This window comes from Arthrobacter oryzae (assembly GCF_030718995.1).
GTDB classification, from domain to species: Bacteria; Actinomycetota; Actinomycetes; order Actinomycetales; family Micrococcaceae; genus Arthrobacter; species Arthrobacter oryzae_C.
Genome location: NZ_CP132204.1, coordinates 1,193,554 through 1,208,116, shown reverse-complemented (window position 1 = coordinate 1,208,116; position 14,563 = coordinate 1,193,554). Strand labels below are relative to the sequence as shown.

At 64.0% G+C, this 14,563-nt stretch carries 12 protein-coding genes and 1 pseudogene; 1 reads left to right on the top strand and 12 read right to left on the bottom strand.

All coding sequences use genetic code 11. The annotated features are described in order from the left end of the window. Positions 1-7: 7 nt before the first annotated feature. The 9 genes and pseudogenes from purU to Q8Z05_RS05560 form a co-directional block, all read right to left on the bottom strand. Positions 8-1,003 (bottom strand): formyltetrahydrofolate deformylase, encoded by a 996-nt coding sequence (gene purU, locus Q8Z05_RS05600; RefSeq protein WP_371745933.1) that lies wholly within the window; start codon positions 1,001-1,003, stop codon positions 8-10. A gap of 9 nt (positions 1,004-1,012) precedes the next feature. Then, positions 1,013-1,159, bottom strand: coding sequence for a hypothetical protein (locus tag Q8Z05_RS05595; RefSeq protein WP_305942499.1), 147 nt, complete (start codon positions 1,157-1,159; stop codon positions 1,013-1,015). Positions 1,160-1,554: 395 nt separating this feature from the next. Beyond that, entirely contained in the window at positions 1,555-2,355 is an 801-nt protein-coding gene (locus Q8Z05_RS05590) for an IclR family transcriptional regulator (protein WP_305942498.1), read from the bottom strand. Positions 2,356-2,648: 293 nt separating this feature from the next. Then, positions 2,649-3,161: pseudogene (locus Q8Z05_RS05585) on the bottom strand (formate dehydrogenase accessory sulfurtransferase FdhD); the annotation flags it as partial. A 94-nt stretch (positions 3,162-3,255) separates the two neighbouring features. Then, the gene (locus Q8Z05_RS05580; protein ID WP_305942497.1) at positions 3,256-4,527 is read right to left on the bottom strand and encodes a molybdopterin molybdotransferase MoeA; all 1,272 of its coding nucleotides are present in this window, start codon (positions 4,525-4,527) and stop codon (positions 3,256-3,258) included. 126 nt (positions 4,528-4,653) lie between these two features. Continuing rightward, complete coding sequence (gene fdhA / locus Q8Z05_RS05575; RefSeq protein ID WP_305942496.1) at positions 4,654-5,871, bottom strand: formaldehyde dehydrogenase, glutathione-independent; 1,218 nt, start codon at positions 5,869-5,871, stop codon at positions 4,654-4,656. A 415-nt stretch (positions 5,872-6,286) separates the two neighbouring features. Further along, the gene (locus Q8Z05_RS05570; RefSeq protein WP_305942495.1) at positions 6,287-6,451 is read right to left on the bottom strand and encodes a hypothetical protein; all 165 of its coding nucleotides are present in this window, start codon (positions 6,449-6,451) and stop codon (positions 6,287-6,289) included. Beyond that, positions 6,448-8,775: an FdhF/YdeP family oxidoreductase gene (locus Q8Z05_RS05565; RefSeq protein ID WP_305942494.1), complete on the bottom strand. Its 2,328-nt coding sequence runs from the start codon at positions 8,773-8,775 to the stop codon at positions 6,448-6,450. The genes Q8Z05_RS05570 and Q8Z05_RS05565 overlap by 4 nt, the downstream gene beginning before the upstream one ends. A 12-nt stretch (positions 8,776-8,787) precedes the next feature. Next, complete coding sequence (locus Q8Z05_RS05560; RefSeq protein ID WP_305942493.1) at positions 8,788-9,660, bottom strand: methylenetetrahydrofolate reductase; 873 nt, start codon at positions 9,658-9,660, stop codon at positions 8,788-8,790. A gap of 188 nt (positions 9,661-9,848) precedes the next feature. On the opposite strand from Q8Z05_RS05560, the gene Q8Z05_RS05555 reads away from it, so the two are divergent. Next, positions 9,849-10,526 carry a GntR family transcriptional regulator gene (locus tag Q8Z05_RS05555; RefSeq protein WP_305943490.1) on the top strand — a complete coding sequence of 226 codons (678 nt, stop codon included), beginning with the start codon at positions 9,849-9,851 and terminating at the stop codon, positions 10,524-10,526. Here the strand turns inward: Q8Z05_RS05555 and Q8Z05_RS05550 are convergent. The 3 genes from Q8Z05_RS05550 to Q8Z05_RS05540 are packed head-to-tail and all read right to left on the bottom strand — an operon-like array spanning position 10,523 to position 14,540. Beyond that, the gene (locus Q8Z05_RS05550) at positions 10,523-11,383 is read right to left on the bottom strand and encodes a bifunctional 5,10-methylenetetrahydrofolate dehydrogenase/5,10-methenyltetrahydrofolate cyclohydrolase (protein ID WP_371745969.1); all 861 of its coding nucleotides are present in this window, start codon (positions 11,381-11,383) and stop codon (positions 10,523-10,525) included. The two genes, Q8Z05_RS05555 and Q8Z05_RS05550, sit on opposite strands and share 4 nt — an antisense overlap. A gap of 8 nt (positions 11,384-11,391) precedes the next feature. Continuing rightward, positions 11,392-12,018, bottom strand: coding sequence for a cyclodeaminase/cyclohydrolase family protein (locus Q8Z05_RS05545; protein ID WP_305942491.1), 627 nt, complete (start codon positions 12,016-12,018; stop codon positions 11,392-11,394). Between the two features lie 32 nt (positions 12,019-12,050). Next, the gene (locus Q8Z05_RS05540; protein ID WP_305942490.1) at positions 12,051-14,540 is read right to left on the bottom strand and encodes a GcvT family protein; all 2,490 of its coding nucleotides are present in this window, start codon (positions 14,538-14,540) and stop codon (positions 12,051-12,053) included. Between the last annotated feature and the right edge of the window lie 23 nt (positions 14,541-14,563).

The following is a 14,563-nucleotide window of genomic DNA, read 5'->3' as shown; positions in this document are numbered from 1 at the left end:
GCGTGCTTTAGCGGAATACGACGGTACGGGTGTTGTTGAGCAGGACGCGGTGCTGGCAATGCCACCGGACAGCCCTGGACAGGGCCTGCGATTCGGCGTCGCGGCCAACCGTGACGAGGGCGTCCGGATCGAGGCTGTGGTCCACGCGGAAGACCTCCTGCTCGATGATCGGTCCCTCATCCAGATCCGGGGTCACGTAGTGCGCTGTGGCACCGATCAGTTTCACACCGCGGTCATAGGCCTGGTGGTACGGCTTGGCCCCCTTGAAACCGGGCAGGAACGAATGGTGGATGTTGATGGCGCGGCCGCGGAGGTTGGTGCACAGGTCGTTGGACAGCACCTGCATGTAGCGGGCCAGGACCACCAGGTCCGCGTCGTACTCGGCCACGAGTTCCAGCAGCCGCGCCTCGGCTTCCGGCTTGGTTGCGGGGGTCACCGGAACATGAATGAACGGCAGCCCGGCGTTTTCCGCCATGGGGCGGAGGTCCTCGTGGTTGGAAACCACGACGGCGATCTCGGCACCCAAGCTGCCTGCCCGCCAGCGGTAGATCAGGTCATTGAGGCAGTGCCCGAACTTGGAGACCATGACCAGCAGACGCTGCGGGCGGCCGTCATGGAAGGCAAAATCCATACCGAATTCGGCGGCCGTCGGGTCGAACTCCGCTGTAAGGAGCGCATTGGTCTGCTGGCTGAGCGTTTGGGGATCAGAGCCTGTGAAGTCCTGATCGGCCCGGTCACGTGCTTCCGATCCGCTGCGCGTGAAGGCGGTACGCAGGTACAGTTTGCCGCTGATGTGGTCATCGAACTGCTGATGCTCCACGATGTCGAAGCCGCGGTCGGCGAGGAAAGTGGTGACCGCCCGGACGATGCCCGGCCGTTCGGGGCAGGCCAGCGTGAGGACGAATTCTGCGGTGCGGCTCCCGGGTGCGGAACGTGCGGCGGTGGCCTCGACCAGTGCGGCCGGAACGGCGCCGCCCGGGCGGGCGTCAAGGGTGGTGGTCACGGTTCTCTCCTAGTTGGTGCGGCGCTGGTTAGCGACGGTGTTGCCGTCGATGACGGTCACTTCGTGGGAGCGCACAGGCAGCTTGGCCGACGGTGCGTCGACACTCCCCTCGCGCAGGCTGAACCGTGAGGCATGAAACGGGCAGGCCGTGTGCATGTGATGACCCCATGTTCGGTCGCGGTTCGGTTCGTGCGACCGTCGTTTCGACGTTCCGTATTGAACAACTGCAATCGCCATAAGCAACAGCGTGCGGTGGCTCACACGCATTGTCAAGAGTTCGTGTTCTATTGCGGGACTATTTCCCGCCTTGAGGCGGGCCTTGACAGCAGAAATGACATCCACCACGCTGTTGCGGATAACGCTATTTGTTGCGCGTTAAGCGATGAAGGGAGCGTCGATGGAGACGCTTGTGATGGTGGGAGCCTCGTTGGCGGAATCACCGCCGAAGACCTCTCCTTGGAGGCTGAGACTGACGACCTGCAGGCAGGATGGCTGCTTGGTGCTCCCAGGTCCCTGGAGGAAGCGGTAGGCCTGGCCCGTCGGGGCGGGGCCTACCGGCGTCTGTAGCCCATTTTGGCGCTGATGGTCAGGCCTGCCTCGCGGAGGCCGTCAATGAGCCCGGGCTGTTCCTCCGGCGCGAACCGGAAGGCCGGGCCGGAAATACTCACCGCAGCGATGACGTTGCCCAGGTGGTTGTAGATCGGCACTGCAATCGCGGTCAGCCCGATCTCAAATTCTTCGTTAACGACGGCGTAGCCATCGCGGGCGACGTTCAGCAGCTGCTTTTCCAGCACCGCACGGCTGGTGATGGTACGCGGAGTGCGGGCAGGCAGGCCGATCCGCTTGAGGATCGCGTCCCTTTCATCGGCTGTCAGTGCTGCGAGCAGCACCTTGCCGCTTGAGGTGGCGTGCAGCGGCGTCAGGCTGCCCACCCAGTCATAGGTGGCCAACGTCGACGGACCCATGGCCTGGTCCACGTTGACCGCGTAATTCGATCGCAGGACGGCAAGGTTGACCGTTTCCTTGTACTCTGCTGCGAGGCTCTCCAGGACTTCCCTGGCCTCATGCACTACGCTCAACCGGCCGGGGATGGATGATGCCAGGCGCAGGATGCCGAAGCCCAGCTGGTACTTTCCACGTTCGCTGTTCTGGCGGACCAGTTCACGGCCGACCAGGGATCCCACCAGCCGGGACACGGTGGATTTGTGGATGCCCATCTCCTCGGCGATTTCGCTGACACCAGCGTCGCCCTCCCTGGCGAGGATTTCCAGGATCTGAAGGGCACGGTCCACCGATTGGACGCCCCCAGCCTGTGCGTCTGCGTCCTTGTCCGGGTCATTGTGTGCGGCCATCGTGCCTCGTGTCGTTATCCATGCAGGGTGCTTGAGCCCGGAGGTTCCAGCCGCCCTGCTCCCACATCTTCTTTCATCCTAGACCGACGCAGCACTGGCCCCCTCAATCGGCACATCGTGGGGGAACGCAGGACACCCCGCCGCGGAGGATCCGTGGCGGGGTGTTCGGGTTGGCGCAGGGCCAGCCAAGGGGCAGTGAGGTGTTAGCCGATCTTGTTGGCTGCTGCTCCCGCTTCGTCGCCCTCAACCGCCAGCTTGTGCGGGCGGGTGACCGCAAGCGCCGCCTTTTGGACGAGCTCGGCTGCATGGACGCCGCCGGTCTTGTCGAATACGGCCTGTGCCGCACGCAGCCGCCCGGGAAGTTCGCCGAGAACGTCCACAGGGACCCGCAGCTGATCCTGCGCAGGGTCGAAATGGAGGGTCTTGCGGACGGCCTCGATGGAGTCGGTGCCGCAGATGCCGCAGGAGCTGGAGGTGTAGACGTGCCGCATCGTGTCCGGCATGACGACATCCGGCCGAAGCTGGGCTTCCACCACATTGAACGTCTGCCGGCCCTCGGCTTCGCCGGCGCAGAAGCGCAGGGAAATGAGTTCGGACTGGCCGCGGATGATGCCCTCTGAGACCAGGAACCCGGCCACCAGGTCAAAATCATCTCCGGGGGTCCTCATGGTCACGGCGAAAGAGCGGCCGCCGATCCGGATTTCCAGGGGTTCCTCAGCCGCCAGGACGTCTTCCTTGAACCGGACCGGGTATTCGGTTGCCGATCCGTCCAACTGGAAGCGGTGAGTTTTTCGGCGCTGTGTCATGCGTGCCGTGGGGTATCCCGTCGTCGCTCGATGGTGGACAACAGCTTCGGGCGGCCGAGTCCGTCCGTTGTGGACGTCATGCCTGCCAGGCACATCACCGCAGGGAAGCTGCCAGGGCGGAGGAACTCCACGGCAAGGGCACGACAGGAACCCGCTCGCCCGAACAGGCCCCGCGAGGGGGAACGGCCATGATGCAGTCTGCCCATGCCAGGCCTCGCATCATGCCCGGGCCCGTATGGGATGCGGGGAACGCCAGCCCATGGAGAATTCTTGCGGGAATGAGACGTGTCCGGCCCGCATCCGGTCCGATGTCATTGCCCGAGATAATGTGATCGACCGGGTGCAGCGGCCTGTTTCCAAGTGCGGCCAACAGCGGGGCCCCGATTGTTATGAGGGCCATCATGGCGGCCAACGGATTTCCGGGCAGTCCGACGACGAATCGACCGTCCGGGAGTTCGGCCAGCACGGCGGGGTGGCCGGGACGCATGGCGATACCGTCCAGCAGCACCTGCCCGCCGCAGGCGGTCACCGCAGTCCGGAAATGGTCCGTTCCGGACCGGCCTGTACCACCGGTGGTTATTATCACGTCCGCTCGTTGTCCCGAAGGTCCGGGAACATCTGCAAGGGCCGCAAGCCACTCTTCGTAGGAATCCCCGATCCTGAGGGGGCTGCCGGGAATTCCGCCCAACAGGGAAATTACGGTCCCCAACTGCGGACCGAAGGTGTCCCTGACCTCTCCCGGAGCGGGAACGCCCGACGTTACTACCTCGGAACCGGTGAGTACGATGGCGATCACCGGTTTGCCCTGGACCTGCACCTCGTCATGCCCTGCCACCGCCGCCAAGGCGACGTGGGCCGGGTTGAGGATGGTGCCGGCCGGGATGAGCACGTCACCGGCTCCGGCTTCTTCGCCTGCCGGACGTATGTGCTGACCCAGTTGCGGCTCGCCGTGTTTCGCCTCGGCAGTGGGCGTGAGGAGGGCCTTGCCGGCCGGACCTTCGGAGACACGGCCGCTCTCCTTGCGGAGGATGGCCTCCGCACCGTCAGGTACAAGTCCGCCGGTGGCAATGACGCCGGCCTGGTCCGCGGAGAGCGCGTGTCCGGGTTCTGCAAGGATCCAGGGTCCGCTGCCGTTTACTGCCCAGCCGTCCATTGCGGAAGAGGCATAATGCGGAAGGTTTTGCAGCGCGGTCACATCCCGGGTCAGCGTGCGCCCGGATGCTGCCGCGAGGGGGAGGTTCACCGGCGGGAGGGGGCTGGTGCAATCGAAGGCCATTTGCCGGGCTTCGGACCAGGCGGGAGACGGCGCGGGGACAGGCAGGTGCTGGGAAGCGTGAGCGCTGACGGCGGTGTCATGGGGGGTCATCGATGCCGCCTTCCTGAATGTCTTGAAGCAGTGGATGTTGGTTGCAGGACAGCGCGGACCGGGGACTGCAAGGCCTGCACCTGTGTGGTGGTTGCCTTGCAGCCCCAGCAAATCCGCTGTCGCGGGCTAGGCCTTGACGTAGCCGTTCGGGTTCAGCACGAACTTCGTTGCCGCTCCGGCGTCGAACTCGGCGTAGCCGCGGGGCGCATCCTCGAGCGGAATGGCCTTGGCATTTACTGCCTTGGCGATCTGGACCTTGTCATGCAGGATGGCCATCATCAGCTGGCGGTTGTAGGACATGACGGGGCACTGCCCGGTGGTGAAGGACAGGGACTTTGCCCATCCGGTGCCCAGTGACAGCGAGAGGGAGCCGTGCTTGGCTGCCTCGTCGATCCCGCCCGGGTCGCCGGTGACGTACAGGCCGGGGATTCCAAGGGCCCCACCCGCCGCAGTAATGTCCATGAGGGAATTCAGCACTGTGGCCGGGGCTTCATGGGATGCATCCCTGCCGTGGCCGCGGGCTTCGAATCCAACTGCGTCGACGCCGCAATCCACCTCGGGGACGCCCAGAATCTGCTCGATCTGGTCCTTCGGGTCTCCGTTGGAAACGTTCACCGTTTCGCACCCGAAGGAGCGGGCCTGCGCCAGGCGGTCTTCGTTCATGTCGCCGACAATCACGACGGCGGCGCCAAGCAACTGTGCGCCGACGGCGGCTGCCAGGCCCACCGGGCCTGCGCCGGCGATGTAAACGGTGGACCCGACGCCGACTCCGGCGGTGACGGCGCCGTGGAAGCCGGTGGGGAAGATATCGGAGAGCATGGTCAGGTCCATGATCTTTTCCAGGGCCTGGTCGCGGTCCGGGAACCTGAGCAGGTTCCAGTCGGCGTAGGGGACCAGCACGTATTCTGCCTGGCCACCCACCCAGCCGCCCATGTCCACATAGCCGTAGGCGCTGCCCGGACGGTCCGGGTTGACGTTCAGGCAGATGCCGGTCTTTCGTTCCTTGCAGTTTCGGCAACGGCCACAGGAGATGTTGAAAGGTACCGAGACAATGTCTCCTACCTTGATGAACTCCACATCCGGACCAACTTCCACCACTTCGCCGGTGATTTCATGGCCGAGGACGAGGTCCTGGGGAGCGGTGGTGCGGCCGCGTACCATGTGCTGGTCCGAGCCGCAGATGTTGGTTGTTACCGTGCGCAGGATCGCGCCGTGGGGTACTTTCCGGCCCACATTGGCTGGGTTGACGCCCGGCCCGTCCTTGAGTTCGAACGTCGGGTAGTCGGTGTTGATGATTTCGACGACGCCGGGTTCCTTGTAGGCGACGGCTCTGTTTCCTGACATGGACACTCCTTGGGCTGCGGGGGGCGGTGCTGGGGTCTGGTGCCAGGCTTGCCGTATTGGATTGCCTTGCACTGGTCCGGCAAGTTGCCGGTGCTGCCCCGTTGCCCGAGAGCGGTGCTTCGATGAGGATACCTCCCCAGGTGTCAGGCCACCGAAGCACCATTCACGGGAACGGGACAGCTCATCCTTTGTGAGGACGGAGGCTGTCACCGGGATGCCGTGCCAGCGGGCGCGGCATCCCGGTTCTGTTCAGCTCTGGGCGGCCGCGCCCGCGGAGGCTACGGCCTGGGCTTGAGTGATATCAGACATTGTTTCTCCGTTGATCGTGTCTGTGGTGTACTGATATTTTTTATCGATCAGTAAAGATATATCAGTTACATCGTATGGCAGCGGGGAGACTGTGTCCAGAGATTTCTTAGCGGCCCGGAATCAGGCTCAGCGCCTCGGCGCGGGCTGCCGGCAGGCGCAGTCCACCGCACCAGGTGATGTTCGCAGGTGGAATAGAGTCCACAGCCCGTTCGATCCTGGTTCCGTCCACTCCTTTGGCAACCGTCGCTTCAGTCGTCAGGGCGGCGCTCACGCGTGGGCCCGTTCCAGCCGGACAATAACCGACTTTGACGTCGGCGTGCCGCTGGTGTCGGCGACGGAATCAAGCGGCACGAGGACGTTGGTTTCGGGGTAGTAGGCCGCCGCGCAACCCTTGGGCGTCGAGTAGGACACGATGCGGAAGTTTTCGGCCCGCCGTTCGGTCCCCTGGAATTCAGAGATGAGGTGGACCATCTCGCCGTGAGCAAATCCCAGCTCAGTAATGTCGTCCGCGTTGACCATGACTACGCGGCGCCCGCCGTGGATGCCGCGGTAGCGATCATCCTTGCCGTAGATGGTGGTGTTGTACTGGTCATGGGAGCGCAAGGTCTGAAGGACCAGCCGACCCGCAGGGACCCTGATGAATTCCAGTTCGTTGCCTGTGAAGCGGGCCTTGCCCGAAGCAGTATCGAACTTCCTGGCGTCCCGGGGTGGGTGGGGAAGGACGAACCCGCCAGGGTTCTGGATCCGCTCCTCGAAGTTCTCAAAGCCGCTGAGGACCGCTTCGATATGTTTCCGGATGATGGAGTAGTCGTCCTTCATGGCGGGCCAGTCGGCTTTGGGGGTATTGGGCAGCGGGAGGTTGTCGCTGCCGGTGAAGATTTTGTGGGCGATGTTGCACACAATGGCCACCTCGGAGTGCAGGTGCTCGCTGGCGGGCTTCAGGCGTCCGCGGGAGGCATGGACTGCGCTCATGGAGTCCTCCACGGTTACCCTCTGGTCGCCGGTGCGCTGGGTGTCCTTCTCGGTGCGTCCGAGCGTCGGAAGAATCAGCGCACGACGACCCGTCGATACGTGGGAATGGTTAAGTTTCGTAGAGATCTGCACCGTCAGGCGGGTGTTGGCCAGCGCCTGTTCCGTGACCTCGGAATCCGGTGCCGCCCGCACGAAGTTTCCGCCCATGCCGATGAAGACGCGGACCTTGCCGTCCCGCATGGCGCGGATGGCGGCCACGGTGTCGAAGCCATGCGCCCTGGGGGACAGGAACTGGAACTCGTGATCAAGCCGGTCGTGGAAGCTCTCCGGCATCTTCTCGAAAATGCCCATGGTCCGGTCGCCCTGGACGTTGGAGTGGCCGCGGACGGGGCAGACACCGGCTCCGGGCTTGCCGATGTTGCCTTGGAGAAGCAGAACGTTGACCACGTCGCGGAGGGTGGGAACCGAGTGCTTGTGCTGGGTCAGGCCCATGGCCCAGCAGACGATGGTGGCGCTCGAGGCCAGCAGGCGCTCGCCAGTGGACTTGATCTGTTCCAGCGTCAGTCCGGTGGCTTCGACGATGTCGTCCCATTCGGCCTTTTCGAGGTACCGCAGGTATTCGTCGATGCCAACAGTGTGGTCCTTGATGAACTCATGGTCCAGCACGGTGGGGAGGCCGGGGGTCTTGCGCCCTTGCGCTTCGGCTTCGAGAAGGTACTTGCCGAGCCCCTGGAAGAGGGCCTGATCGCCGCCGGCGCGGATTTGGAGGAAGTCGTCAGTCAGCTGTGTGCCCACCACCATGCCGGAAATGTTCTGCGGATTCTCGAACCGCAGAAGCCCGGCCTCGGGAAGCGGGTTCACGGAGATGATGACAGCGCCGTTCTTCTTCGCCTTCTCCAGCGCGCTGAGCATGCGCGGGTGGTTGGTGCCGGGATTCTGGCCCGCCACGAAAATCAGCGACGCCGTCTCCAGGTCCGTGAGGCTGACGGAGCCTTTGCCGATGCCGATCGTTTCGACCAGGGCTGAGCCGGACGATTCGTGGCACATGTTGGAGCAGTCGGGCAGGTTGTTCGTCCCGATGCCCCGAACGAGGAGCTGGTAGGCGAAGGCTGCCTCGTTCGATGTCCGACCGGATGTGTAGAAGACCGACTGGTCGGGGTGCTCCATGTCCCTGATCTCTTGGGCGATGAGCTCATAAGCGTCGCCCCATTCGATGGGCTTGTAGTGGGTTGCGCCTTCTTCGAGGAGCATCGGATGCGTCAGCCGGCCCTGCTGGCCCAGCCAGTAGTCGTCCCGCGTTTTGAGGTCCGCAATGGAGTGCTTCGCGAAGAATTCAGGCGTGACGCGGCGGCGCGTGCCTTCTTCGGCCACCGCCTTGGCGCCGTTTTCGCAGAATTCGGCAGCATTGCGCTTTTCGTGCTCAGGCCAGGCGCAGCCCATGCAGTCAAAGCCGTCAACCTGGTTGACTGCCAGGAGTGTCTGGATGCTGCGCAGCGGGCCCATTTGCTCAAGAGAAATTTTCAACGCGTTTGCAACAGCCGGAAGGCCGACGGCAGTCGTTTTCGGCTTCGACAGGGTCAGCTTTGACTCATCGATATTCTCGCGGGGGGCTTTGGAGGCCATGCGATCTTCCCTTCAGATCTTGGCAGGAGATAGAGCCTGCGGGCGGTTGATGCCGGGTGTGGAGCGAGGCTCCAGCAGGGGAAGGCTGTCCAGAAGTCCCGGCAGCCGGTCGAAGTCGTTGAAGGTGTAGACGTGGAATCCCGCAAACAAGGGGTCGTTTGCCAGTTTTTGCTGCACTTCCCGGATGAGGCGGGCGCTGTCAAAATCCAGAACGTCGGCGCGTCGCCAGAGGGCTCCGGCCATGCCCGTTCCGCGCGCCAGTTTGAGTGATCGGCCCACTCCCAAGCGAGCGCCCATCGCGAGCAGTTTCTTCACGGAGACCGGACCGGGGACACCGACCCATACGGGGAGCCGGACCCCGCTGCGGCGGAGTGCCCCAAGATATTGGCTGATGGCGTCGGCGGAGAAGCACATCTGCGTTACCAGGGAGGTGGCCATGGGCGCCTTGGCCTCCAGGCTGTTCCTCAGCTGCTCCGCGCTGAACTGCGGGTGGCCTTCCGGGTATCCGGCGACACCGACAGACAGTTCCGGGGCGAAGGCCCTTACCGCTTCCATGAGTTCGCCGCTCCAGGAGTAGGGGCCCGCAGGCGTGCGGCGGTCACCTGCCACGAGGAACAGTTCGTTGATGCCCTCATCGATCAGGCGCTGCAGCAGTGCGTGCAGTTCGGCTTGGCTGCCGATGCTGCGGGCGGCAAGGTGGGGGACCGGCCGGTAGCCGCGCCGCACAAGCTCGATCGAAGTTGCTACCGTCTTCTCAGGCCCGTGGTGCGGAAGGCACGTGACGCTTACTGTGCCTGGTGCCTCGAAGATGAGCGGAAGCCGGCTGAGCAGATCGGCAGAGGGAACAACTTCCAACCGCATTTGTGCGGCAGCTTCCATGTTCATGGTTCTCCGTTCATTGGCAACCGTCCGGCTGCCGGTTGCGGCAGTTGTCCGCAGCTGGAAAAGAATGCTGACATTCCTATTCCGATTTACTGATATATCAGTTCTAGGAATAGTATGTTCATGGAGCGGTTCGCGTCAAGGCTCCGGCACGCAGCGGAAGGGACCCGAAAGTGACACGCAGCGCCGAGATACCGGTCGAAACCGGGAATGCCGATGTACCCGAGCGCCAGGACGACGAGACATACGCCGACTATGCCTATCGGGTACTGTGCGACGAACTGATCGTCCTCGACATCAAACCCGGGGAACCGCTCAATGACGAGTCCCTTTCCCGACGGCTCGGAGTGGGCAGGACGCCCATCCGGGAAGCCATGAAGCGTCTTGAGAGTGACCATTTGGTGGTGGCCTACCCCCGCCGGGGGACGTTTGCCTCCAGCGTGGATATTACGGACCTGGCCGAGATTTCCGAGATACGGCAGCTCCTGGAACCTGCTGCATCAGCGCGTGCCGCCCGGGTGGCTTCGCCCCGGATGAAGCAGGAATTGAGGGAGTTCGCCCGGGAAGTGGAGCAACTCCTGGCCGGCCGGCTGGCGCAACGGGATCTCATGCGGTTGGATATGCGGGTTCACCGGGCGATTTACCGGGCGGCGGGTAGCCGGCACCTGGAGGATGTCCTGATTCGCTACGACAACCTGGCGACCCGGATCTGGAGCCTCGTCCTGGAAAAGCTGCCTCCGGTCTCAGAACACATTGCGCAGCACATCGAATTGCTTGAAATCATCGCGGACGGCGACCCGGAGGCAGCCGCCCGGCTGACCTCCAGGCACGTCACCGAATTTGAGAACCTGATCCGGGCCGTCCTCTAGGCCACGGGCAACCGGCCGGCCACTGACTGTTCACGCGCGGCCTCTGCAGTGTGCAGGATTAGCAAGGCTGTGGTCACTGACCCGACGCCACCCGGGACCGGAGTCAGGGCCGCTGCAATTCCGCGGACGCTGTCCGCGTCCACATCTCCCACCAGGGAACCGTCCGCAAGGACGTTTGTGCCGACGTCGACTACCACCGCTCCAGGTGACACCTGGCTGCCGGTCAGCAGGCCGGTCCGCCCGGCAGCGACAACCACGATGTCGGCAGCACGGGTGTACTTCTCCAACGGGCCCGACCTCGAATGGCAGACGGTAACGGCGGCGTCCCTTTCCAGAAGCAGAAGGGAGAGCGGCTTTCCGACGACGGCGGACCGGCCCACCACGACAACGTTCCGGCCCGACACCGGGATATCGTAGTGGTCAAGGATTTCGACGACAGCGCGGGCCGTAGCGGGAGCGAAGGCAGGCTGACCCACTGCCAGCCGGCCAAGGCTCAACGGATTGGCTCCGTCGATGTCCTTCTCCGGGGCGATGTGACCCACCAGCTCATCCGTCCGTACATTGGGAGGCAGCGGGGTCTGCAGGATGATGCCATTGATTGCCGGTGCCGCGCTCAGGTCCGTCAGTACGCTGGCGAGGACTTGCTCTGTAGCGTCGTGTCCCAGGTCGATGATTCTGCAGCCGACACCAGCACGTTCTGCTGCCCGCTCGATCGACCGGACGTACCAGAGCGTGGACTCGTCGTCCGTTGCAACGACTACGGCCAGGGTAGGGCGCAGGCCGTCGTTTTCGAGTGCCCGGGCCGCGTCCGTGGCCCTCTCCTGGATGAGGCCGGCGAGCGGCTTGCCGGACAGCATTGCAATGCTCAACTGAGGATCCTTTCGCGTACGCGTGCCGCAAGGGAGTCCGCTGCCAGGACGACTTTGTCCTCGAGCCCGTCTGTTTGATGGGCCAGCAGCGTGCGTGCATCCGGGTCCTTGACGGCCACCACGTTGATGTCGATGTTCACGCGGGCTGTGGTCGCAGCTGCCCGGGCGGCATCGGCGGCAGCTGCGACGTCGCTGATGACATTCGGGTTGGCAACGTCGAACAGTTCGGTGGCCAGGTCCACCACGGCACCGGCAACTTTTATGAGCTGTGCGGGAGTCTGCGCTGCCTGAACAAGGGCATCCCTAATGGCTGCTGCCCGTGCGGTTTTGAGTTCGTCCGTCCCGGAAGCGAGCTTGTAGGCATCGATGACGCCCTGGAAAGCACGCTCGTCGGCGTCGGCGAGGCGCAGGGCTTCATCTACGAGCTCGTCAGCGGCCTGGATGATTCGCTCCACTGTTGCGGCGTGCTGCTCGAATTTGCCGCCGGTAGTGTATCGGCCAACCATGGCCACGAGCGCGGCGCCCTGGGCGGCATGCAGGGCAGCAGCCGCACCTCCGCCGGGAGTGGGCTGGCGGGAGGCAAGCCTGGAGAGGTAGTCGCTAATTGTTTCTGAACTGATCATGGGTCCGTTCCTGGCTGGGGGCCTGCGGAATGTCAGCCGCGAAGCCTGGTCATGGTGGGGTCGTACAGTGGATCCTCCGTGACGGTGGCTTGGATACGCCGGCCGAAGTACTCAATTTCCACGGAATCACCCAATGAGACTTCACTCGGCAGGTAGGCGTAGGCGATCGGCTTTGAAACGGTGTAGCCGTAGGCTGCGCTGGTGACATAGCCCACCGCCTGGTCCTTGTAGAACACCGGTTCCTTGCCCAGCACGATGCTGCGACCGTCGTCGACTGTGATGCAGCGCAGCCGGCGAGCGGCATTCTCCTCGGTCCGGCCTTCCAGTGCTTCCTTGCCGACGAAGTTTTCCTTGGCCATCTTCACGGCGAAACCAAGTCCCGCTTCCAACGGGTCGTGCTCCGTGGTCATGTCGGTGCCCCATGAGCGGTAGCCCTTTTCCAGGCGCAGTGAGCTGAATGCGGCGCGGCCTGCGGCGATCACGCCGAACGGCTGACCTGCCTTCCACAGTGCGTCCCACAGGCGCTGGCCGTTGTCTGCGCTGGTGTACAGTTCCCAGCCCAGCTCACCGACGTAGGACAGCCGCATAGCGGTGACGGTGACGCCGCCGATGACGACCTTCTTGGCCCGGAAATAGCGCAGGCCGTCGTTGGAGAAGTCGTCGCTGCTGACGGTGCTGATAAGGTCGCGTGCCAGTGGTCCCCAGAGGCCGATGCAGCATGTCCCGCCGGTGGTGTCGCGCACCTGGACCCAGTCGCTGGCGCTGCCATTTTCCGTCTGGTGCCGTGCGGCCCGCTCAAAGTAGGCGGTGTCGATGTTTCCGTTGGCGCCGAGCTGGAAGGTGTCTTCGCTCAGCCGCGCCACCGTGATGTCGCTGCGAATGCCGCCGGCATGGTCCAGCAGGAGGGTGTAGGTGACGGCTCCGGGCTTCTTGGACATGTCCGCGGTTGTCAGCTCCTGCAGCAGCTTGAGGGCGCCGGGGCCGGATACCTCAAGGCGCTTGAGTGGCGTCATGTCGTACATGGCCACCGCGGTGCGGGTCTTCCAGGCTTCGGCGGCGGCGATGGGCGAGCTGAACATCCCGGACCAGGCGTCGCGTGCCGGGGGCTGCCATTCCGCCGGCATCTCTTTGAGGAGATCCGCGTTGGCTTCGAACCAGTAGGGGCGCTCCCACCCGCCGCCCTCCAGGAAGAAACCGCCCAGCTGCTTGTGGCGGGCGTGGAAGGGGCTGACGCGCAGGTTCCTCGGCGAGAGCTTGGGCTGCAGCGGGTGCAGGACGTCGTAGATTTCCACGAAGTTTTGCTGGGACGTTTCGCTGACGTATTCGGGGGTCAGCTGGACTTCTTCGAAGCGGTGGATGTCGCATTCTCCGAGGTCGATCTGCGACCTCCCCGTGGTCAGGAGTTCGGCGACGGCACGGGCCACGCCGGCCGAGTGGGTGACCCAGACGGCTTCGGCCACGAAGAAGCCATCGAGTTCCTTGGACTCGCCCACCAGGGGTCCGCCGTCGGGAGTGAAGGAGAAGATGCCGTTGAAACCGTCCTCAATTTCGCTTTCGTGCAGGGCCGGCAGCAGCTGCTTGGTGGCCTCCCATGCCGGCAGGAAGTCGTCCAGGGTGAAATCGAGACGCGAGGGCATGTTGTGTTCAGTGATGCTGTTGGGGTCGTAAGACCCCAGTTCATCAAGGTCCACGGGCATGGGGCGGTGCGCGTAGGAACCAATGCCGTAGCGGTCGCCGTGCTCGCGGTAGTAGAGGTCTTGGTCCTGGTGCCGCAGGATCGGCAGGGAAGCATCGTTCAGTTCGTTGCGTCCCTTCTGCGCCGGCACCGGAGTGGTCTTCACGTACTGGTGGGCCAACGGCAGGAGCGGGACGGACATCCCGATCATCTCGCCGATCTTGGCGCCCCAGAAACCGGCACAGGAGACCACGATGTCGGCGGGGATGGTGCCTTCGGCCGTCTGGACGCCGGTGACCCGGTGGTCCGACTGTTCGATGCCCGTCACCGTCGTGTTGCCCAAGTACTTGACGCCTGCGGCTTCCGTGCGCTTGATCAGCAGCTGGACGGCGCGGGCGGCACGTGCCAGGCCGTCGCTGGGAACGTGGAGGCCGCCAAGGATGTCTTCCTCGTTCAAGAGGGGGTAGAGCTCCTTGCACTCGGTGCGGGAGAGGATCCTGCCTTCGATGCCCCACGCGGCGGCATAGCCGAGCTTCCGCTTCAGGTCCGCGAGGCGGGTCTCGGTGGTGGCGACTTCCAGGCCGCCGACCTGGTTGAAGCAGCTGACGCCGTCCTCGGTCAGGGACAGGAGCTTCTCAACCGTGTACTTGGCGAAGGTTGCCATGGTCTTTGAAGGGTTCGTCTGGAAAACGAGGCCGGGGGCGTGGGACGTTGAGCCGCCGGGCATGTTCAGCGGTCCCTGATCCAGGACAGTGATGTTGTTCCAACCCCGGGTGACAAGTTCGTCGGCCAGATTGGTGCCGACGATTCCAGCTCCGATGATGACAATGCGTGGCGTCGATGCCATGTGGTTTCTCCTGCTGATGTTTC

What these genes read in the sequence shown, in the direction of transcription:
- Q8Z05_RS05595 (WP_305942499.1), bottom strand. Translation starts at nt 1,159, where the DNA reads ATGCACACGGCCTGCCCGTTTCATGCCTCACGGTTCAGCCTGCGCGAG.
- Q8Z05_RS05590 (WP_305942498.1), bottom strand. Translation starts at nt 2,355, where the DNA reads ATGGCCGCACACAATGACCCGGACAAGGACGCAGACGCACAGGCTGGG.
- Q8Z05_RS05580 (WP_305942497.1), bottom strand. Translation starts at nt 4,527, where the DNA reads ATGACCCCCCATGACACCGCCGTCAGCGCTCACGCTTCCCAGCACCTG.
- fdhA (WP_305942496.1), bottom strand. Translation starts at nt 5,871, where the DNA reads ATGTCAGGAAACAGAGCCGTCGCCTACAAGGAACCCGGCGTCGTCGAA.
- Q8Z05_RS05565 (WP_305942494.1), bottom strand. Translation starts at nt 8,775, where the DNA reads ATGGCCTCCAAAGCCCCCCGCGAGAATATCGATGAGTCAAAGCTGACC.
- Q8Z05_RS05560 (WP_305942493.1), bottom strand. Translation starts at nt 9,660, where the DNA reads ATGAACATGGAAGCTGCCGCACAAATGCGGTTGGAAGTTGTTCCCTCT.
- Q8Z05_RS05550 (WP_371745969.1), bottom strand. Translation starts at nt 11,383, where the DNA reads ATGCTGTCCGGCAAGCCGCTCGCCGGCCTCATCCAGGAGAGGGCCACG.
- Q8Z05_RS05545 (WP_305942491.1), bottom strand. Translation starts at nt 12,018, where the DNA reads ATGATCAGTTCAGAAACAATTAGCGACTACCTCTCCAGGCTTGCCTCC.
- Q8Z05_RS05540 (WP_305942490.1), bottom strand. Translation starts at nt 14,540, where the DNA reads ATGGCATCGACGCCACGCATTGTCATCATCGGAGCTGGAATCGTCGGC.